At 64.9% G+C, this 19998-nt stretch carries 20 protein-coding genes and 1 pseudogene; 9 read left to right on the top strand and 12 right to left on the bottom strand.

The window, feature by feature from the left end:
• Positions 1 to 8: 8 nt before the first annotated feature.
• Both ACH413_RS44070 and ACH413_RS44065 read left to right on the top strand, forming a co-directional pair.
• Positions 9 to 221 (top strand): hypothetical protein, encoded by a 213-nt coding sequence (locus ACH413_RS44070; protein ID WP_360047663.1) that lies wholly within the window; start codon positions 9 to 11, stop codon positions 219 to 221.
• A 292-nt stretch (positions 222 to 513) separates the two neighbouring features.
• Entirely contained in the window at positions 514 to 915 is a 402-nt protein-coding gene (locus tag ACH413_RS44065; protein WP_360047662.1) for a PASTA domain-containing protein, read from the top strand.
• 98 nt (positions 916 to 1013) lie between these two features.
• On the opposite strand, the gene ACH413_RS44060 is transcribed toward ACH413_RS44065, so the two are convergent.
• Complete coding sequence (locus ACH413_RS44060) at positions 1014 to 4460, bottom strand: hypothetical protein (protein ID WP_360047660.1); 3447 nt, start codon at positions 4458 to 4460, stop codon at positions 1014 to 1016.
• Positions 4461 to 4905: 445 nt separating this feature from the next.
• Positions 4906 to 6528 carry a pentapeptide repeat-containing protein gene (locus ACH413_RS44055; RefSeq protein ID WP_360047659.1) on the bottom strand — a complete coding sequence of 541 codons (1623 nt, stop codon included), beginning with the start codon at positions 6526 to 6528 and terminating at the stop codon, positions 4906 to 4908.
• A 467-nt stretch (positions 6529 to 6995) separates the two neighbouring features.
• On the opposite strand from ACH413_RS44055, the gene ACH413_RS44050 reads away from it, so the two are divergent.
• Together ACH413_RS44050 and ACH413_RS44045 are read left to right on the top strand one after the other, a co-directional pair.
• Entirely contained in the window at positions 6996 to 7322 is a 327-nt protein-coding gene (locus ACH413_RS44050) for a hypothetical protein (RefSeq protein ID WP_360047657.1), read from the top strand.
• On the top strand, positions 7315 to 7620 hold the full coding sequence (locus ACH413_RS44045) for a hypothetical protein (protein WP_360047655.1): 306 nt from the start codon (positions 7315 to 7317) through the stop codon (positions 7618 to 7620). The genes ACH413_RS44050 and ACH413_RS44045 overlap by 8 nt, the downstream gene beginning before the upstream one ends.
• A gap of 82 nt (positions 7621 to 7702) precedes the next feature.
• On the opposite strand, the gene ACH413_RS44040 is transcribed toward ACH413_RS44045, so the two are convergent.
• Positions 7703 to 9739, bottom strand: coding sequence for a hypothetical protein (locus tag ACH413_RS44040; protein ID WP_360047653.1), 2037 nt, complete (start codon positions 9737 to 9739; stop codon positions 7703 to 7705).
• 199 nt (positions 9740 to 9938) lie between these two features.
• On the opposite strand from ACH413_RS44040, the pseudogene ACH413_RS44035 reads away from it, so the two are divergent.
• A pseudogene (locus ACH413_RS44035) lies at positions 9939 to 10343 on the top strand (YkvA family protein); the annotation flags it as partial.
• A gap of 283 nt (positions 10344 to 10626) precedes the next feature.
• On the opposite strand, the gene ACH413_RS44030 reads toward ACH413_RS44035, so the two are convergent.
• From ACH413_RS44030 to ACH413_RS44020, 3 genes are all read right to left on the bottom strand, one after another.
• Positions 10627 to 10935 (bottom strand): YnfA family protein, encoded by a 309-nt coding sequence (locus ACH413_RS44030; protein ID WP_360047651.1) that lies wholly within the window; start codon positions 10933 to 10935, stop codon positions 10627 to 10629.
• A gap of 230 nt (positions 10936 to 11165) precedes the next feature.
• Entirely contained in the window at positions 11166 to 12674 is a 1509-nt protein-coding gene (locus ACH413_RS44025) for a SulP family inorganic anion transporter (RefSeq protein WP_360047649.1), read from the bottom strand.
• Between the two features lie 531 nt (positions 12675 to 13205).
• Positions 13206 to 13637, bottom strand: coding sequence for a hypothetical protein (locus tag ACH413_RS44020; RefSeq protein ID WP_360047647.1), 432 nt, complete (start codon positions 13635 to 13637; stop codon positions 13206 to 13208).
• A gap of 71 nt (positions 13638 to 13708) precedes the next feature.
• Between ACH413_RS44020 and ACH413_RS44015 the strand changes: the two genes are divergently transcribed.
• Positions 13709 to 13846: a hypothetical protein gene (locus ACH413_RS44015; RefSeq protein WP_360047645.1), complete on the top strand. Its 138-nt coding sequence runs from the start codon at positions 13709 to 13711 to the stop codon at positions 13844 to 13846.
• A 7-nt stretch (positions 13847 to 13853) separates the two neighbouring features.
• On the opposite strand, the gene ACH413_RS44010 is transcribed toward ACH413_RS44015, so the two are convergent.
• On the bottom strand, positions 13854 to 14375 hold the full coding sequence (locus ACH413_RS44010) for a hypothetical protein (RefSeq protein WP_360047643.1): 522 nt from the start codon (positions 14373 to 14375) through the stop codon (positions 13854 to 13856).
• A gap of 154 nt (positions 14376 to 14529) precedes the next feature.
• Between ACH413_RS44010 and ACH413_RS44005 the strand changes: the two genes are divergently transcribed.
• Positions 14530 to 14724 (top strand): MarR family transcriptional regulator, encoded by a 195-nt coding sequence (locus tag ACH413_RS44005; protein WP_360047642.1) that lies wholly within the window; start codon positions 14530 to 14532, stop codon positions 14722 to 14724.
• A 73-nt stretch (positions 14725 to 14797) separates the two neighbouring features.
• Here ACH413_RS44005 and ACH413_RS44000 read toward each other — a convergent pair whose 3' ends face one another.
• Positions 14798 to 15046: a hypothetical protein gene (locus tag ACH413_RS44000; RefSeq protein WP_360047640.1), complete on the bottom strand. Its 249-nt coding sequence runs from the start codon at positions 15044 to 15046 to the stop codon at positions 14798 to 14800.
• A 15-nt stretch (positions 15047 to 15061) separates the two neighbouring features.
• Between ACH413_RS44000 and ACH413_RS43995 the strand changes: the two genes are divergently transcribed.
• The gene (locus tag ACH413_RS43995) at positions 15062 to 15274 is read left to right on the top strand and encodes a hypothetical protein (protein WP_360047639.1); all 213 of its coding nucleotides are present in this window, start codon (positions 15062 to 15064) and stop codon (positions 15272 to 15274) included.
• Positions 15275 to 15360: 86 nt separating this feature from the next.
• Positions 15361 to 15777, top strand: a complete 417-nt coding sequence (locus ACH413_RS43990) for a hypothetical protein (RefSeq protein WP_360047637.1) — start codon at positions 15361 to 15363, stop codon at positions 15775 to 15777.
• Positions 15778 to 16175: 398 nt separating this feature from the next.
• On the opposite strand, the gene ACH413_RS43985 is transcribed toward ACH413_RS43990, so the two are convergent.
• The 4 genes from ACH413_RS43985 to ACH413_RS43970 all read right to left on the bottom strand — a co-directional run bounded on the left by ACH413_RS43985 (position 16176) and on the right by ACH413_RS43970 (position 19975).
• Positions 16176 to 17501: a PLP-dependent aminotransferase family protein gene (locus tag ACH413_RS43985; protein ID WP_360047635.1), complete on the bottom strand. Its 1326-nt coding sequence runs from the start codon at positions 17499 to 17501 to the stop codon at positions 16176 to 16178.
• A complete protein-coding gene (locus ACH413_RS43980; RefSeq protein WP_360047633.1) occupies positions 17498 to 18586 on the bottom strand; it encodes an alpha-hydroxy acid oxidase in 1089 nt (362 codons plus the stop codon). Before ACH413_RS43980 ends, ACH413_RS43985 begins: the two co-directional genes overlap by 4 nt.
• On the bottom strand, positions 18586 to 19653 hold the full coding sequence (gene hppD / locus ACH413_RS43975) for a 4-hydroxyphenylpyruvate dioxygenase (RefSeq protein ID WP_360047631.1): 1068 nt from the start codon (positions 19651 to 19653) through the stop codon (positions 18586 to 18588). Before hppD ends, ACH413_RS43980 begins: the two co-directional genes overlap by 1 nt.
• 103 nt (positions 19654 to 19756) lie before the next feature.
• Complete coding sequence (locus tag ACH413_RS43970; protein ID WP_360047629.1) at positions 19757 to 19975, bottom strand: MbtH family protein; 219 nt, start codon at positions 19973 to 19975, stop codon at positions 19757 to 19759.
• Positions 19976 to 19998 lie beyond the last annotated feature (23 nt).

Below are 19998 nucleotides of genomic sequence, written 5' to 3'. Positions count from 1 at the left end.
CCCACCAGGTGACTCCGCCGCAGACAGGGCAACAGCCGGAGTTCATCAGCGTGCGGTCGGCGCTGATAGTCCTGTACGCCTTGGTGTTCGGGCTGGTGGTCGGCTGGCTTACCCTGGTAGCCCACGGAAACCCGGCTGTGGGCGTCCTGACCGGACTCGGCGCCGCAGGCGCCACGCTGCTCGCCATGCACACCTTGCTGCGCAACTGCGGACAGAACTGACCTTCAAGGCTGCCGGACGCGCCGTCCTCGAAGCGATCCGTCTTCTCCACCAAGAGGAGGCACGGCGAACCTTCAGGGTCTGGGACGCCGCCGTGTCACCAACCGAACTCACACTTGCCCGCTAGTGGTCTTCAGCACCGCAGCACGGACGATCGGCTGGCGATAATCACCGTTCAGAGTTTCGGCGGAGGCGGTAACAGCTGGGACGGGGTCTTCGACGTCGTCATGTACGAGAACAAACCCTGAACCTGAGTTGTGTCACACGATCTTGGCGGGTTGCGACAGGCCGTTCATGCGCATCGCCATAGCCGCCACCCTGCTGTCGCTGACCACCGCCTGCACTCCCGCGCCGCCCGCCACCGTCGCCGCGAGCACACCCACATCGACAACTGCGGCGACCACCTCCGCCCCGATCCAGACGACGACCTCGGCAGGCACGGCAACGGCCGCACCGGTGGCACCCGCGGTGAAGACCTGCACGATGCCCAATGTCGTCGGCCTGATCCACCAGACCGCCCAGGACACCATGCAGAAGGCCGGCCTGCTCTTCCTCAGCGAGGAAGATGCGAACGGTCAGGGTCGACTGCTCATCAACGACCGTAACTGGAAGACCACGAAGCAGAACGTCGCAGCCGGAACGGTCGTCGACTGCAACACGAAGATTCTGCTGTCCGCCGAGAAGATGGACGGCTGACCAGTTCCTGCCAAACGCGGTCTACTCTGGGTGCTGGGCCGTCGTTCACACATCTTGGGCCCTGTAGGCGGCAAGCGCCCACACCACCAAGTCTGCGGTCAGCGCTCCAGTATCAGCTGGGCGCAGTACAACCGGTACCGGTCCTCGAACCTGCTGACGATGCCGAGGAACGACGTGACCGCCTGCTCGATCTGCACTCGGCTGGAGATCTGGAGCCACAGGTCCTTCAACGCGGCGCGAACGACTGTGTCGGCGATTTCTGGCTCTGCGGCTTCAAGAGCGCGCACCACCGCCGGTAGCCGATCTTGGTTCCCATCCATTGATGCGAGCGTCACGAGGAGGAACATCTTCAGCCGTTCTTCGATGTCATCTGAGCCGAAGAGATCACGTACACCGGAGAAGGCTGCATAGGACCAGGTTGTCGCGGCGTTCGCATCAGGCGCCCTCCCAAGCCCTTCGAGATAGAGGGCAAGTGCTTGCCGATGCTGCCTCCAGGCGGCACCGCGACTCAGGACGGTGGCGACAGATCGCGGTTCCCAGTTCTGCTCTGCCGCGACAGATCGAAGCAACTCGTGATCGAAAGGCAGGTCGACGGTGTACTCGCGGATCAGTTCGCGCCTTGCTTCGCGAGACGTGGTTGCATCGATCCGGTTGCGCTCTTGGGCGATCACCAGAAGCTCGTATGTGCTGAAAGTCTTGATACCAAGCGAATGCGCGACTGTTCTGAGGCCTGTATCGTCCGCCCACAGAGCGATCCCGTGGTGTTTCGCCGCGTCCAGAGTGAGCGCCCACACGGCCTTGCGACCAGATGGCGGAGCTGCGAGATCGACAAGTTCCGGATGGGCGATCCGGCGCAACGTGCGGGCAGTGGTGAGCATCGCGCGCGCTTGGTTGCGCTGTCTGTCCATGGCTTCGCCATCAACCTCGATCGCCACGACCCTCGCGGCGCTGCGATCGTAGGTCAGCGTGCCCTCGCTCGGCATGCTGACCATGTCGTCGGTCACGAGCAGGTCCAGCAGGCCCCCGTCGGTGATCGCTGGCCTGGAGATCAAGGCCAGCAAGGTCGATGCGACGTCGGGCAGCAGGCTGAGCGTGTAGAGCGCGCTGGCATCGACCACTACGCTGCCGTCCAGCGAGGCGCGCGCGGCATCGAGATCGACCGCCCGGTCGCCCAGTCCTGGGTAGACCATGCGGTGGTGTCCCAATGGCCGGTACAGGAAGATCGCTGCATAGGGCTTGGCCACCACTCTGTCGAGAACGCCGAGCGGGTAGCCGTCGTCTCTGATTGAGCGCATCACCTCCTCGTAGGTCTCCGCCTGTTGACGCAGCAGCGGTTCGAGCTCAGCCAAAGGGTTATCGGGGTCGAAGGCTTGGGCGGTGAGCAACGGGCTTTCCGGGTAACGGTGTAGGAACGCGTGCCATGCCTGCGAAACCTGCGCTCCGAGTCCGTCCGGCAGTTCATCGCGATCAGCACGCATCGTCACGGCGTGAATTGATCTCGCGTGGACTTCCTGATCGTCGGGGAACAGCTGCAGCATGGCGAGAGCCGTTCTCGCGACTTCGTCAGCTGATGCGAACCGGCGAACGAGGTCAAGCAGGAAATAGGCGCGGCCCGGCGTGGTGGGTACCGGACGCGTCCCGACCCTGTTGAGGGTCCGCCACGCCTCATCTGGATCCCCGCCGCGGTGCAGTGCCCAGGCCAGGCTCCATCTGACGTCTTCGTCGTTCGGATCAGCGATGAGCAAGGCACGCGCTGTCCGCGACGCTCCCGCCCAGTCCAGCCGCAAGACCTGAATATCGTAGAGCCGCTGCATCACGATCGTCCTGCCGGGCCACGAAGCCGCGTACAGGCTGAGGAGGGCGTGCGCCGCCTGCTCGGCTTGAGGCAGCAGACCGGCTTCCTGGTAGCAATCCACGGCCAACAGGTGCAAACGTGGGTGCTGCCATCGCTCCGCCGCGACCAGCAAGAGCTCCGCTGCCGCCTCGGGGTCGCTGTGACGGAGAAGTTCTGCGCGTTCGACCGTCGCAAGAGGACTTACAGCCTCCAGTTCCCGAAGCCGTTCTTCTCTGCTCGCTCCTGAGACCGTGTGGATCTCCAAGATCACCTCGACATCGGCCACAGCCTCCGGCCACCGTGACCGCAGTTCGTCGAGCGCCTCGTTGTCGGTATCCCCTGCTATGGCCAGACCCCGGAGAGCATGGATCTTCTGCTCATCGTCGGACGCTGCTTCGAGTGCGGACCGCCAGGCGCCGGCGGCCGAATCCTGCTGGGCAGCTGAAGCGATCTCCGCTTCGACGCGTCGACGGGCGTATCCGTCGGCAAGAGAGACGAGTTCGCGAGCTTGCGCGGTCCTTCCTGTCATCGCCGCCCCCGCTGCCGCCAGAGGAAGCACGCTGGGGTCAGATGCTTCGGCGTCCGTTGCGTGTCCATCTGGCGCCGGACGAGTCAACGTCCACACCAAAGCAGGATCGTCGGCGGTCATGGCCGCTTCCGCGGCCACTGCGACCGCCTCTGTGCTGTCACCACGCCAAATCCGGCGCAGATTGCGCACGCGAACCGCGACCTCCACCGCGTGCTGGGCATCGAGGAGCCGACTGTCGCCGGTTCCTTCCACCGCTCGAAAGCGCAGGAACCTGGACAGAAGAAGCTGGCCGGAGGTCCCGATGGTGTCCTGGCTGAGCCTCTGCTCCAAGAACGCGATCGCCTCGTCGAGTTGCCCCAGGAACCGCAGAGCGATCGCTCGGTAGAGGGCAGCGACGTCACGTTCCCAACTACAGGAGGGCTGCCACTCTGCCAGCTCTTGCGCGATCTGTTTCCATTCCTGGTCCTCGCTGGCGCGGACGGCCCGTGCGAGCGGATATGCCGCGTCGAACCGCTCAACCTCGGCGAAGGCATCCCGGTACTCCCGCGACTCGTCAGAAGCGAGTTCCCCATGCAGTTTCGCAATGCGAAACAGCCAGTAGGCCCGAGGCGTCACACCGTGCCTCACCGCCGCCTGGAACTGGAGGATCGCGGACTCGGGCTGGCCGTAGGCGCAGCACAGCTCAGCTACCACAAGCCGAGCTGTGACAGGCAGGTCAGCAAGGGCAGGTGGCGGCGCCGCGGCCCACTCCTGTGCCAGCACACGGGGATTCACGGCAAGGTCAGTGAAGGGCATGATCAACTGCCAGGTACGGTCGCGTGTCGCTGGTTCGGCGCGCAGAAGCAGTTCACGGGCGTAGGGCGGTAGTCGTTCCATCCCTGCTTCAGCGTCGGCTTGCACTTCCAGCTTGGCGAGGTGGTCGTGGAGGCCATCGACATCGTCTCGTGAGGCCTGACGTGGTCCAGCCGTGTTGAGAACGAACGTGATCACTCCAAGAAGCGCCAACAGGGCTACGGACCCCGCCATGAACCACAGCGGGTGAGCTCTGATCAAATCCAGCTGACCGGGCAGCTTCGGCAGTTCGCTGGCGAAGTTGGTGGCAAGCCCCAGTACTGAGCTCACGAACACCGACGCGAGAAGAAGCGCCACGCCGGCTACCAGCGCCCACCATCCTCTGGACATCCTGAATCCTCACTCGCGGCGCCGCATGCCGTCCCGCACCAGCACGTCGAGGGACGGGTCTTCATGCTTCGCGATCCAGCGACCCCGTGTTACCAAGTGGACACTTGAGCATCTCTACTTCGGCGTTCAGGGATCTTCTGTAGCAGCAATCAGGCCTACGGCACCCGCCTGCTCAAGCGGTTGCCGGGTCGGCACGGCGGCGACATGCGGACTTTCGAGGCCCGTGGCGCTCCTGCTCGGAATCGTCGCCACTGGAGCGGAACTCGGTCCGAGAGCGGACGAGGCTGTTCGTCTCGCTTGTCGCCGCAGCAGCGGTTCAGCGCCATCGAACCTGGAACGTGGTGCTCTCCCTCCCAAGGCAACGACGCTCCCGCAGACCTGGAAAGGCCCACATCTCCATGATCGCCGTGACCACCCCTGCCAGCAGCGCGAAGCGCTCGGTCGCTCACCGTTTGACGCGTGCGCGAATCGCCAGCAAGGCCAAAGCCAGCAGCAGAGGGCCTAGCGCGCGTCCGAGGTTCACCGTCCAGCGGCCGGCCTCAGTAAGTTGCTGGTCGGTGTCGCGAAAGACCACGGAGCCTGTGGCCAGCCTTGTGGCGCGCTCAAGTCTGAGCAACGTCCAGCGGTCGCGGAGCGGAGGAAGCTGCACGGAGGGGTTGCGAGCCTCAAGAGTGATCTGGGCGGAGTTGGTAGATCCGGATACCGGCTGGACGAGGCCGCTGAGCTGTTGGGCTGGAGCGCTAGCGGGTAGCCCAAAGGTCAAGAGCAGGGCGGTGAGGGTGACGAGGAGGACTGCCAGCACAGTAAAGGCGCGCCCAGCTCGCTGGCCGTATCCGGACACCAACCAGTAGACCGTGAGCAGCCAGCGCTCGAACTGCGGCGTCGTGTTGGCATGCCGGCGTGCGTTCATCTCGCCGTAGTAGAAGTCTCCGGCGCCGGGCTCGTCCTTGGCGTCCTCTCGTGCCTTGCGCAGCGCTCGGTAGATGACGGCGAGACGCTCCCAGGAGACGCTGTCGTGCACCCTCCAGTTCACCGCTCCGGCGGCCGACAGCCTCGCTCGATCACGGCCGTACCAGTCGAGCCAGTCTTCAACATCAACGCCAGAGCCTTTGCGGTCGAGCGCGTCTTTCAGCTTCTCCTCCGCCAGGATCACTCGACGACTGCTGCGTCGAGAGCGCAGTCCCCGAGGTTCGCCTGCAGGCTGACCGCCGGTCGGCAGCCACGTCTCCCCCTCGATCCTGAGCTTGTCGAGGTTCTGAGCTCCAGCGAAAAGGCATTGCGACAGAACGATGTTCGCAAGGCCGAGGTGGGTGACATCGGTGTCCTGCAACGACAAAAGCTCCGCCTCCGGCGACATTGGAGCAGCACCGTTCTGCGACAGCCGATGGGCCACGCTGACAACGCTGGCCACAGTGGACGGAGAGCCCAAGTGCGTGCGGCGCATGCTGATGAGCAAGCGCTCGTCGAACACCCGAAGTTCGAGGCCTTCATCAAACTTCGCACCATCAAGCGAACAATGCGCAGCCAGCAGCATCACCGCGCGACGCTCGAACGAGGCGTTCGAGAAGTCCACGTACTCAGCCTTGACCTGCTCCAGGTAGGCGCGCTCCGTGAATGTCGCACCAGCGAAGGAGAGCTGGCCCGCTTCGACATTGAACCAGCCGGTGTGACGCCCCTCGAAGGTTGCGTCTGTGAACAGTCCGATAGCGAACTGGGTGTCCAGGAACCAGACATCACCGCTGAAGTGCGCGCGGTCAAAGGAGACGGCGGCTCGAAACTTCGTATTGTTGAAGAACACGGGTCCTGTGAACCGAACACCCGAGAAGTCTGCGGTGTCCTCGAAGGTCGCTTCGCTGAAGTCGAAAACCACTGGCACTTCGAGTGATCCGTACTTCGGCGGACGCCTGCGGCTCTTCCAGGAAACCCCAAGGTCATCGGCATCGCCTGACGGCTTGAACACGCAGCCGCGGAAGTCGAACCGTTTGGCAGGGCACTCCCGCAGTACCTGGCGCAAATCGTTGCTAGTCAACGTGGTGCCGCGAAGATCCACGTGTTCGTCGGACTTCATGGCGTTCCGCGCGAATCCGCGATGCTCGTCGCTGGCGTGCGAGTAACACACTTCCGGCAGGTTTCGAAGGCGCTCGCCACGAATGCTCCGACCGTTGCACCCACTGCGCTGACAGCGGTCCCAATCTGGTGCGCCACGCTCAGTGAGACCGTGCACAGTCCTGACAGCGGCATGCCAGGGGGCGCTCATCGGCGCTGCCCGCGACTGACTGGGGCCTCACACTTCATTGTCACGGAGGCATCCTGCCTGTTCCTGCGACCGAACTGCGGTCGACACACGCGACCCGCAATCCAGAAGGACACGCACCGAGTATCGGGCTGACTGGCCGGTCCATGCCTGGTCTCGTCAGGACACGCCGACGGAGACTCACTCCACCTCGGCAGCCGCAGCAGGCGATCTGCCCGGTCCAGCTGCCACAACGCGTCCGATCGAACATATGTGCGAAGACAGTGATAGGTTCCCGAGTCATGGATCGGCAGCTTCTCAAACCGTCCCAAATGGACGGCAAGCTCACGTACAGGCACGACTCAATTGGCCAGCTGGTCGCGCTCTTGCCCGCGAGGTGCAAGCTGGGCCGGCACACGCTCGGTCACTCAGAGTTCCACGCGGTCGTGCGGGACGGCGAAGCCCTGATCCGCTGCCTCGCTTGCGCGAACGACAACACCGACCACTCGTGGCGGCTCTCCTCCACAGAGCCCGCTCCCCTGTGCGCAGAGCTGTCCGAGGAGTTCTACTTCGCACTCGTCCAGCAACGGCATGAAGCACTGAACTCCAGTGGCGGTGAAAATGCTTAACAGCCCGTTCACCACCTGGGAAGGCGACGACGTACACGGCCGGAGGCCCGTCGTCACCGCCGTCTCACTCCAGCTGGACCAGCTGTTCGCCCGCGTGCCCGGCTCCACGAGGCATGTCATTGCCACCGGCCTCGACCTGACGGGCACCGCGAAGGGTGTCCTTCACGGACGTTTCCCGAGCGTCGAGGGCGACTGGCTCGGCGTCGTCAACTACGAGCTCGGTTATGCCGACGGCCGCCGGGACAAGCTCTACCTGGTGGACCAACTGGTGCCGTTCCACTTCCTGCGCAAACGATAGCCAGGATCCACTCGAACGCCGGCACGCCAGCCGAGAAGCTGCATCGAATGACGGCCACCACCTCCGTCGCCGGGTTGTTGGGTTAGGCGTTCGACTGCTGAGCCGCCGCGATCGCGCTGTCGAAATGATCGATGATCACGCCGCTCACGAGCGTCTGCTTCATGTCGAACCTCGGGTCGACCACAACACCGATTCCGTCCAGGAGTGCTCCCGAGGCGAACGCGTCGAACTGGTCGTCCGACTCAATGAGCACGGTGGCCAGCGCTGGTACGTCGAGTCCCGTCGCGGTCCAGTTCGCGACGGCATCGTTCATGGCCAGCGGATCGGTCAGCAGCACGAAGGCCCCGAACAGGGTGAACCGCTCGTCGTTGTCGCGATCGACGAGCACGACGAGCGGTGCGTAGTAGTTGTCGGTCGTCTGGTGCGCGATCATGGTCGCGCGGTCCAGCTCGACTGCGGACGCCTCCGTTGCCCGGACTGGCTGACGGCTGGCGGGAATCCGGATCAGTCGTGAGTACGGGCCGAACGCGTCGTCGTCCGCTACGCAGAACGGGTCGCCGCGATCCGCTGCGGCAGCGAGGTGGTCGTTCATGGTTTCGGCGGCTTTGAGTGCCCCCGCTTCCGAGAAGCGCTGCACTCGGCCACGGTTGCTCACGTAAGACCGCCGATCGTCTTCGAGTTCGTACGCGACGCCCCACGTTCCCGTGGCGTACCGATCCCTGTCCGGCTTCCAAGAGACCCGGGCCGGTCCGCTCGTCACCTTGCCGGCGCCGTTGAAGACACCCTGGCCTGTCGGGCGAACCCGGAACCACGTGTTGTAGTCGAAGTCCTTGAGGTGCGGATAGGTCTTGAACAACTCGCTTTGGAGTTCGCCCACCACCCGATGCGCTGGGCGCAAACACTCGCGGTGAACGAGGCCCACGACCGACTCGACGTCGTCCTCGTCGAGCTCAACGAGATGGGCGCTGTCGTCGGAGACGGGACGGGAGCACACCAGACATGAGAGAGGCGCCGGGTTCTGCTGCCAGAGCTGCTGGCACAACTCGGTGTGGGCAAGGGCGATCGGCGCAACGTCGAAGTCCTCGTCCGAGTTGATCTCGGTCACGACGACCTTGCGACCTTCGGTCAGTTCCGGGTTTGCCTCGATGAGCCTCAGAATGCCCTTCGTCGACGAGGCGCGCCGGAACAACGGGCACGGTTCGCCCCCGATGTAGACCTGGCCGTCGGCAAACCGCACGCGCTTCGAGCCGTCACCGTTGAAGCGAATCATCTCCGCGACGAGCAGGCTGCCCTCGAGTTCCGCGAGCACGATCTCACGCCCTGACTGCATACTGGGGCCCGCGAACACGATCTGCAGCTGGTCACCGTCGGTCGGTTCCGAGATGGCGTCGCCTCCGAAGTAGCGGCCCATCATCTCGACGAGCCGTTCCACCGTGACCGACTGCCTGTTCTTGGCGAACGACAGACAGGTCGTCACGAGGCTCTGCCACACGATCACGGGCGCGAGACCGGATCGGCTCGCGACGACGGCTATTGCCGCTCGTTCGTGGGCGCCGCCTGCCTCGACATCCACAACAGTGACCACAACGCGCCCGAGAAGGCGGTTGACAACTTCGTCACCCGCGCTCTCACCGCTCAACTCCTGATAGTGATGCTTGATCAGGGCCCGAGTGGTGTCCAGAACCGTGCGCTCGCTTGCGGACATCGGATTTCCGCCGTACGCCGCAGGGTTCAGACGCACGGACTCAGTCAACTTTCGAAGGTCCTGCCGGATCGGTTTGGACGCCGCATAGGACGTTGCAAGCACGTATCGATCGTCCACGTCGGGGTGTTCCAAGTACTGCCGTACGAACTGCTGGATCACCGACGAGTACTCGGAACTGCTCCCCGACGACATCGACAGGCTTCGCTTCGCCTGCACGAGATAGCTGCGCCGCCCAGTCTTGATCACAAGATCATCGATGCCGTCGTTCGTCTCGAAGCAGAGCTCCGCGATGTCAGCGCCTGCAAGATCATCGAACACCAGATCGACCCCGGCGAGAACCGAGAGCATCGCCAGCGCGCCAACCCGGTGCTGGAAGTCGATACCGGAGTTCGTCGCCGCACCGCCAGCAGTCATCACACAACCCTACTGCTCACTCTTGTCAGCACAGGCGGTGATCCACACGTACAAGCCCCGAGCCTTAACCGTCCAGGGCCACGGCGAACCAGAGACCTTCAAGACCATCTCCGGCTGCATCGCCGGCTTTCCCATGTGACACGCTCAGCCCCGTGCGCATCGACGTACCCCAGCCGACCGCGAACCTCGTGGTGACCTCGTGACCGGCTCCGCCGTCGCGGACGTGGCGATCGCCATCACCGCGGGCCTGCTGCTCACCTGGCTGGCGCTGGTGATCGTCCTGCTCATCGCCAGACCCCGAGGCGGCCTGCTGCGGGAGGCACTTCGAGTACTTCCCGACGTGCTGGGGCTGATCCGCCGCCTGGCTGCGGACAAGACGCTGCCCCGCGGTGTCCTCGTCCGGCTCTGGCTGCTGCTGGTCTACCTAGCCGTCCCGATCGACCTGATCCCCGACTTCATCCCCGTCCTCGGATACGCCGACGACGCGATCATCGTCATCGCCGTGCTGCGCGGTGTCGTGCGCCGCGCCGGACTCGACGCGGTCCGGGCGCACTGGCCGGGCACCGCGGACGGTTTCGGCGCCCTGACACGACTGACCGGACTAGCCAGCCGGTCCGAGCCGTACGTCGAACTGTTACTCGCGGCCGACTGCCCGAACGCGGCGGTAGCCAGGGCCATGGTGACCGAGGCGCTGCGAGAACTCGATCTCACCGTTCCGGTAGTGGAAAGGATCGGCGACTTCCCATCGCCCACGGTCCTGGTCGATGGGATCGACGTGATGAACGGCCACGAAGGCGCACCGGACATGCGCGCATGCCGGCTGGACGTACCAACAACTCAGAAGGTGATCGACGCTGTGCGGCGCAGCACCGCCCGATGAGCCGACGTCAGCCCCTGGGCGCGTACATGATCACGGCAACGCCGATCAGGCAGATGCCCGCACCCATGTAGTCCCATCGATCCGGCCGGAACCCGTCCAGCACCATGCCCCAGGCCAATGATCCGGCGACGAACACTCCGCCGTACGCGGCGAGGATCCGTCCGAAATTCGGGTCGGGCTGGAACGTCGCGACGAAGCCGTACGCCCCGAGCGCCAACACACCACCGGCGATCCACAACAGACCCCGGTCTTCCCGCAGTCCTTGCCACACCAGCCAGGCGACGGCGCCGGCACCACGCGACGCGCGATCGTCCACACCGACAGGCCCCGCGGGCGGCAGACGATGGCGGTCGGGGCACACTCCTGCGCTATCAACTGCGACGATCCCGCTCGAATTACCGGGCAGGACGACGGTGATGTGCCTGCGCGCCGACCGGCAGGCCGCCCGCTCAGTGCGATCGTGCAGCGGCGGGATGGGCACCGAAGGCGCTGCCCATCCCGATCCCTGTTCCCGCCGGTCGCGGTCGCGTGGGCTGGTGGTGTGGGTCAGTGGCTGCCGGTGAGTTCGCCGGTGAGCGAGCCGTGGATCTTGGCGCTGTGCTGGTTGAGGCCGATGATCTGTACGGTCTTGTTGCGTGCGGCGTACTTGGTGGCGATGGCGTCGAGCGCGGCGACCGACGAGGCGTCCCAGATGTGGGCAGCGGCCAGGTCGATGATCACGGTGTCGGGGTCGTCGGCGTAGTCGAACTGGTAGACCAAGTCGTTGCTGGAGGCGAAGAACAGCTCACCGGTGACGGTGTAGACGACCTTGGTTCCGTCGGGGTCGCGGACGGGTTCCACGGTGGCGAGGTGGGCGACGCGGCGGGCGAAGATGACCATCGCGGTGATAGTGCCCAGCACGACGCCGATGGCGAGGTTGTCGGTGACCACCACGGCGGCGACGGTGACGACCATGACGGTGATCTCGCCGGCGGGCATCCGCTTGAGGGTGGCGGGGGCGACGGAATGCCAGTCGAAGGTGCCGAACGCGACCAGGACCATCACCGCGACAAGGGCCGCCATCGGGATGTCGGAGACGATCGGCCCGAATGAGATGCACAGGACCATGAGGAACACCCCGGCCAGGAACGTGGACAGGCGGGTACGGGCACCGTTCTTCACGTTGATCATGGTCTGGCCGATCATGGCGCAGCCGCCCATGCCGCCGAAGAAGCCAGTGACGACGTTGGCGATGCCCTGGCCGATGGACTCGCGGGTCTTGTTGGAGTGGGTGTCGGTGAGGTCGTCGACCAGTTTCGCGGTCATCAGCGACTCCATCAGCCCGACCAGGGCCAGCGCGAGCGCGTACGGGGCGATGATCTTGAGGATGTCGAGGGTGAACGGCACGGCGGGCAGGCCAGGCACCGGCAGCGCGGAGGGCAGTGCACCCTTGCCTCCCACGGTCGGCACCGCGATCCCGGCACCGATGGTCAACGCGGTCAGCGCGATGATCGACACCAGCGGAGCGGGAACGACGGTGGTCAGCTTCGGCAGCGCGATCATGAGCACCAGCGCGCCGGCGACCAGCGGGTAGACGACCCACGGCACGTCGACGAGTTCGGGGACCTGGGCCATGAAGATGAGGATGGCCAGGGCGTTGACGAAGCCGACCATCACCGAGCGGGGCACGAACCGCATCAGTTTCGCCACCCCGAGCCCGCCGAGCACGATCTGGATCAGCCCACCCAGGATGACCGCTGCGACCAGGTAGGCCAAGCCGTGTTCGCGGGCCAGCGGGGCGACGACCAGGGCGATGGCCCCGGTCGCGGCGGAGATCATCGCGGGTCGTCCGCCGACGATCGAGATGACCACGGCCATCGTGAACGAGGCGAACAGGCCGACACTGGGATCGACACCGGCGATGATGGAGAACGAGATCGCCTCCGGGATCAGCGCCAGCGCCACGACAAGGCCGGCGAGGACTTCGGTGCGCAGCACCTTCGGGCTGCGCAGCCACGCCGGACGCGGCAAGGACCGCAGACGCGAGAGGGGCGAGGGCGGTACGGATGTGCTCAAGGATCAGCCTTCGGCGTGCTCGGGCACGGCCCGCGCCGGAGGCGGGCGTGCGGGACGGAACGGAACCGGCTCGTGTGCGCGGGATCATGTGGGCGACCCGGCGCACGTCGTCGCAGCCGTCGCTGGCGAGGGGACGACAGCGTGATCAGGGCAAGGGTGTGGTGCCGCGTTACGGTGGACAGGACACGGAACGGGGCTGGCGCGAGTACACGCGGCATCCTCCTGTCCGGTCCAGTGGCGGCTGTTGGCGGGACGACGTCGTCCGGGCCTGCGGGGTGGGTGGACTCACCACCACCGATAAACCCTACCGTGACGGAGGAGTTAGAGATCGATACGGGACGGACGTGATGTGGCCGAGAACACCTAACTAGGCGGCCTCCCGACTCGCGATGGCGTGAAGGCCAGGTTGGTGCACATCGAAGTGTTCACCAGACGTCACAGCGGTGATCACGGGCTCGCGACCTAGCACGGACGCTCGCAAGGTAATAAGTCTGAACAGGACAGGGTTCGCCTGCTTGAAACTGAAGTAGGTCAGTTCACGTCGCGCCGAGCTGCCCGCGATGCGAGAGCGGGGACGGCAGCGATTTTCGCTGGATCCAGCTCCGACCACAGGATCCCCGCCGGCCACCGAGGCGGACCACACTCTATGACCTGAGTCGCGGTCACGATCACGTCGACCGAAAAATCGTGACTGGTCTCCGGAAGATCTCCCTCGACGATCTGGAGGTCGTGGACCATCGTGACGATCGTCGTATCCCGCGCCCCTACCCAACCTGACTCCCGGCGATTTACCGCCACGGTTCCGCACACGAGCAGGTCAATCGTGGGCATCTCGTCCGTAACAACGATCCTCGCGAACAACGCAGCCTTCTTCGGCACCGCCGCTTCCTCAGGCGAAACAGGCAGTTTCGCCGGGCCAAGTTCGTAGAACGGCTTTGCGGCCGCGATCTTCGGAACCGCCACTCGCGTCTCCGATGGCAGAGCTCGGTGTGACTTAGCTACCGCTGACGTTCCGAAGCTCGATGTCCCGCATTGTGATCAGCACCGACCAGGCCTTCCGCTATACGGGGCGGCTGAACTGTGGCGGCGAACGCGGTCAAGCGCTGCGCACGCAACTGGGCATCACCGAGGACTTCGCCGCGATGCTTCGCTCGCACCTGCCCTCGAACTGAGCGGGCGTCAAACAAACCGGGCCTGGCCGAGCGGTGTTCGGTCGTGTGTCAGCCGTGCCCGCAAGGCTGCGTACGCATCGGCACGGGCGAGGTCTTTCGGCCGAGGCGGGTCAGGCACGCGGTCGAGCACCTCGTGTGGATCGCACACCCACACCGGCACTCCAGCCAGCTCCAGTCTCGTCGCGCCTTCTCTCAGTTGGGCGTAGGTGCCGGTGAGCTTCGGCGGGATGTCGACCATGCCCAGCCGGGTGACGAACAGATGATCCAGCTGCTCGAGAGTCAGCGGTTCCGGGCACCAGGCTCGGCATTGCGCCAGCGTGAGTCCATTGCGCCAACTCGGGTCATGAGCAGGTACGGCGTCCAGTTCCAGCAGGAGGTCCGCGACGCGCCGAAGGTTGACTGGATCCGGTGACGCCACGACGTCGAGGTCGTTGGGTTCCAGTTCTACGCCGTAGACGGCAAGAACAGTGGAACCACTCATCACCCAATCGACGCCGCGCTCGTGCAAGCCTTCCAACAGTGCGCGCATACGCAGTCGTGGCCGGTCTCGTGGATCAAGCATTCCGCTGAGGTTAGCGGGACCTGGAAGATGTTGCTCATGATCATCTCCAAGGAACCGACTATACTCTCACGTTAAGGTAGAATCTTGTCCGGTTGCACCGAATAGCCGCGCCCCTCATCCCATGGCCGCGATTGAGGGACTGCAGCCGCAGTCGCTGACCAGGGTGCTCCACGCGCTCGATCACAAGGACCTAGTGGCGCGGCAGCCTGACGAGCGTGATCGCCGCACCCAACGGATCGTAATCACGAAGAACGGCCACGCCGCGCCGAAGAAGCACGTGCGCGACGGAAACCGACGGCTCGCGCAGGCCCACTGACCTCGGCCGAGCAACATGTCCTGCGGATCGCGGCAAGACTGCTGCAGCACGTCGCGAAACACCACGACAGTCCTCATCGGACGGTGCCGGGCTCGCCCGGCAACAGCACGGCCGCAGCGGGCGCGGCTCCCACGGTTGTGACCGGGGTGCGGTCGGCGGGGCAGACGGCAGGAAAGCTGTCTCCCGGTGGTGTGCGGATGCTGGTGGTCCTTGCCGGGCTCACGGGATCGGCGCCGTTGGCGACCGACACGTACTTGCCGGGACTGCCCGAGATGACCCGCTCGTTGCGAGCAACGCTGCGGAAACTGCAACTGTCGCTCATGGGTTACTGGTCGGCGTGGTGGTCGGCCATTTCGTCCTCGGCCCGCTGTCCGACCGCGTGGCGCGGCACAAGGTGCTGCTCGGCGGCGCACTCGGGTTCGCCGTGGAGTCCCTCGTGGTGACCGTCGCCCCGACCGCCGAGGTGCTCAACGCCGCCAGGTTGATGCAGGGAGCGACGGGCGCGGCCGGGCTCGTCGTGGACCAGAACGGTGGTCACCGACTGCTATGACGACCGGGAATCCGTGCGAGCGTTCGCCCTGCTCGGCGCGATCAGCTCCGCGGGTCCCATGCACGCGCCGTGCTGGCGGTGGCGCCGTGGCGTGCTGGCCGAGCGCCGGTTACCGGGCCGGCATCGGATCCGGGCTTCGCGGTGATGGCCGCTTCCTGCGCCGATGGCGGCCGGCCAGGCTGGTGCTCGCCCGAGCCTCGGCGAACGCCGCGATCTTCGCCTACCTCACGGGCACGTCCTTCGTCTTCACCGCCTTCGGGTTCTCCGCCACCACTACGAGCCTCGTGCTCGGGATCAACGCTGCCGGTTGTCTCCTCGGCTCACTCGTCTGTGGTTACTTCGTCAACCGCATCAGCCTGCGATCACTGCTGTGGTCGAGCACGGCCATAGCCTCGGCAGTCGTACTCGCCATGGCGGCACTACTGACCGACGTCGGAGCCCTGCTGACCGCGATGTGCTTGTTCATCAGCATCTTCGCGTTCAGCGTGTTCTTCCCGCGGTGACCGCTTCCGCACGCAACCTCGACCGAGAGGCACCCGGCGCCACCTCCGCCCTGCTCGACTGCACCCAGTTCCTCATCGGGACCTCCGTGTCACTTCAGGTGGGCGTACTGGGAGCGACAACAGTCTTCTCAATGGCCGCGATCATGGCTGCCTGCCTGGTGCCGGCGCTATTGACCACCGTCATGGTGGCTACGCCCGCTAGGTGGTCAGCCCCCAGACGATGCTTCCACAACCTGCACCTGAGATCCGGAGACAGCCTTCGCCGACCTCAGCCGACAGCACCATCAAGGTCGACCCGATCTCCATGCTCAGAGAAGCTGGCCAGGTGCAGCGGTCTGACCAGACCCGACGGTCAGCTGCGATCCCGGATCCGGCCCGTGAAGTGAGTGGCGACAACACTAACTATTCACTCGCGTACTGACATAGCGGCACAACCGGTCCAGCCCGTCCGTCAAGTCAGGCACGCTCACGCCACTACAGGATATCCGCAACTGACGCTCACCGCCTCGAGAGTCATAGAAATGCGACATGGGGGTCCATAGCACCCCGAACTCCTCGGCACAGCGCACGAGCTCGGCGTCATCGGCCACAAACGGAACAGTCAACACCACGAAGAAGCCACCTGAAGGCGTATTCCACGACACCTGGGGATTGTGCTCAGACAGCCTTTCATCAAGACGAGACAGCACCAATCTCAAGTTGTCCTGATAGAAGGATCGTTCTCGCTCATTGGCTGCGGCGAGGCTGAAGCCATGAGAGACAAGCTTTCCTGCGACCACACCCTGAGCCACGGGCGAGGTGTTCACCGTGAGCATGCTTTTCACACTTGCCAGGTGTCGGGCCAACGGGGCGTGCTTTCCTTGGCTGTTGACCACCGTTTGGTCGGCGACGACGTAACCGACCCTAGCTCCTGGCATCACCGTTTTGGCGAAGGACCCGAAGTAGATCACTCTTCGTTCCCCATCCATCGCCTTCAGGACAGGAAGTCGCGCACCCCCGCCATGGAAATGGCCGTACGGATTGTCCTCCAGCAGGAGAATGTCCTCATCTTCCGCCATCCTCAGCAAGTCGGTACGGGTGTCCAGATCCATGCTGGCTGCCGCGGGGTTGGCGAAGTCCGGCATGACATAACACGCACGTGGCCGATTCCCTTCCCGTCGGCACCTGCGCACGGTCGACACAAGGTCGTCGAGATCAACGCCTCGCGGACCTCCCGCCACCGGTATCACCGGCATGTCCACCAACCTGGCGGCGCCGGTCAATCCGACATATGTCGGCGCGACAGCCAGCAACACATCCCGGTCGTCCGTGCGCAGCGCACGGGCCACCAGAAAGATCGCCTCTTGGCATCCGACGGTCACCACCAGGTCGGCTGGCTCGACCTCGATCCCTTCGTCAATTGAGAGATGCTTCGCGACCACGTCATTGATCACCCCGGACGCTGCTCCGTACTGGAACAACGTTCGAGTGATCCGCGCGTGGTCGAAACCTCGGACATCGGCGAGATACTGCTGGAAGGTCTGCAGGTGTTCGCCCACTGAGTCGACGTCGAAGAATTGCTCCGAAGGTCGTCCTGCAGCCAACGAAATCGCGGTTGGGTAGCTCTCCGCGACTTCGTTGAGGAAGTCCATGGACCGCAATGCCGGGTCGTCCAGGGAGCCGTGCAGCTCAGAGATCCGTAGTTCCTGGTGTTCTGCCCTCGCAGTCGAGGTGCGCGTGCTCATGGGGCCTTGCCGATCGCGAGATCTCGGGTTTGGGAGATGTCGGCACAACCTGCCAACGTGAGAGCATCCGCCAACTCATCGCGCAGCAATGACATGACCTCGGCGACTCCGACTCGTCCTCGCACCCCGAGACCCCACAACGCCGGCCTACCCACCAGTACGCCGTGAGCACCCAAAACCAACGCACGCAACACGTCGGTGCCGCTGCGGATGCCGCTGTCGAACATCACTTCGCATGCTCCCTCTACGGCCCGGACCACGGCGTCGAGCTGGGTGCAGGCACCTGGTGCCGCGTCGAGTTGCCGTCCGCCGTGGTTCGAGACCACCACGGCGTCCGCACCGCACCGCACCGCCATGACGGCGTCTCGCGGATCGAGAACTCCCTTCACCACCAGGGGAAGACTGCTCCACTCGCGCAGGCGCCGGACGTGCTCCCAGCTCAGGCCCGCCAGGAAGGCCGACGCGGTGTGCGTCGCGACGGCCGACCCGATCCCTGGGGCATGCGCCAGGCTGTCACCCGTGGTATCCGCCAGCTGTACGGCGCGCACGTCCGTCGGCAGGACGAACTGATTGCGGATGTCCCGCAACCGGCGGCCCAGCACCGGGACGTCCGCCGTTACGACCAGCGCCTGACAGCCCGCGTCCTCGGCTCTTCGGACGAGTTCACGCACGAGGCGTTCGTCCGCCAGCCAGTAGACCTGAAACCACAAGGCCGCACCGGTTTCCGCGATGTCCTCGATGTGACAGCTGCTCAACGTGCTCACTACCAAGGGGATTCCGCACTCCTTCGCAGCCGCGGCCGTCTCGACTTCCCCTCCGGGATGGACCAGGCGGTGGTAGGCCATCGGCGCCACTGCGAGCGGTGCGGCCACGTCGGTGCGCAACAGCTTGCTCGACGTGTCCGCCCGCCTTCCGCCGGCCAGTACCCGCGGCACCACCGACACCGAGTCGAGCGCTGCGCGATTAGCCCGCATTGCTGTCTCGTTTCCACTACCGCCCGCGATGAAGTCCCAGATCTCGGCGGGGAGCGTGGATCGGCACTCCCGCTCCACGTCCGCGAGGCTGACCGGCGAGGAACCGTCCACTAGAGACGCTCCTGCTCGACCGCCTCGTAGAGAGCCTTGATGTTGCCGCTGCCGAACGTCTTCGCGCCACAGCGTTCGATCACTTCGGTGAAGTAGGTGCCACGGGGGTGGGTGGACCGCGCGAAGATCTGGAACAACTGACCGTCGTGATCCTCGTCGACTAGCAGATCCAGTTCGCGGAGTTCGGTCACGGAGTGGCGGTCAAGAGTCAACCGGCCGTCCAGAAGATCGTAGTAGCTTCCCGGCGTACTGAGGAATTCCACTCCCCTGGTGCGCAACGTGCCCACGGTCGTGACGATGTCGTCGGTCGACAGTGCGATGTGCTGGACGCCAGGGCCGGCATGGTTCTTGAGGAACTCGTCGATCTGTCCGGGCTCCCGGTCGAGGTCGGGTTCGATCAGGGTCAGCGTCACTTTGCCGGATGTGCTCTGGACGACCTCGGAGTTCATGGCCTGCGTGCCGACCACGATGTGCTCGGTGAAGATCGACCGGAATCCGAGGACGTCGAGGTAGAACCGCACCGTCGGCCGGAGCTGTCCGGCCTCCAGGCACACCGCGAAATGGTCGATCTCACGAAGTCGGGAAGTGTGCTCCTGGCGGCTTTCTGCGATGGGTGTGACACCAGGCAGGTGGTCTGCGGGGACACCGTCGAGGCGCTGCACGAACGTGTGCGCCACGTCGCCGAACCCCATGATCGTCGCAGTCACGACGCCTTCCCTCGTCACCGGCGGAGCGACCGGGCGCGCCCCGGCCGCGACCGCCGTTGTGAACGCGGCCTGCACATCGGATGTGCGCAGGGCGATGTCGGCCACACCGTCACCGTGCAGGCCGACGTACCCGGTCGCCGGGTGATCGTCGATCAACGCCTTCGTGAGCAGGTACCGCACCTCCCCGGTACCGAGCAGCACAGAGGAATCCCCCGCCGCGGTGGGATCCGCGCTCTTCGCCAGCGTGTGCAGGCCATAGCAATGACGCAGCTGCTCGCCGGCCTCGGCGAGGTCTGCAACGAAGAATTTGACGTGGTCGATGGAGAGGTGATCGAACGCGGAAGAATCGGCTGCTGTCATGGCTCTTCGCCTCCTTGATGGTGGACCGACCCGAGATGCGGGCGTGAGCTGGGCGCTGCACACCGATGCAGCGACGGGCCCGGATTCGGTTCCGGACTCCGTGTCACGCCTGTGCGCCGTCCATCTGCTCGGCCAGGCTGCGGGGACGCATGTCGGTCCAGTTGTCGCTGACGAACTGAAGGCAGGCATCCCTGGTGTCTTCGGGATGCGCCACCGTCCACCCCGCGGGGACGTCGACGAACGTGGGCCACAACGAATGCTGGCCTTCGTCGTTGATCAGAACGACATAGCGGCCTTCGGAGTCTTCGAACGGGTTGGTCATGGTGGTTCCTTCCATTGGTTGCT

It is taken from the genome of Lentzea sp. NPDC020367 (genome assembly GCF_044387305.1).
GTDB lineage: Bacteria > Actinomycetota > Actinomycetes > Mycobacteriales > Pseudonocardiaceae > Lentzea.
Note: the sequence above shows the minus strand (reverse complement) of the source record. Positions and strands in the feature narration are given on the sequence as shown.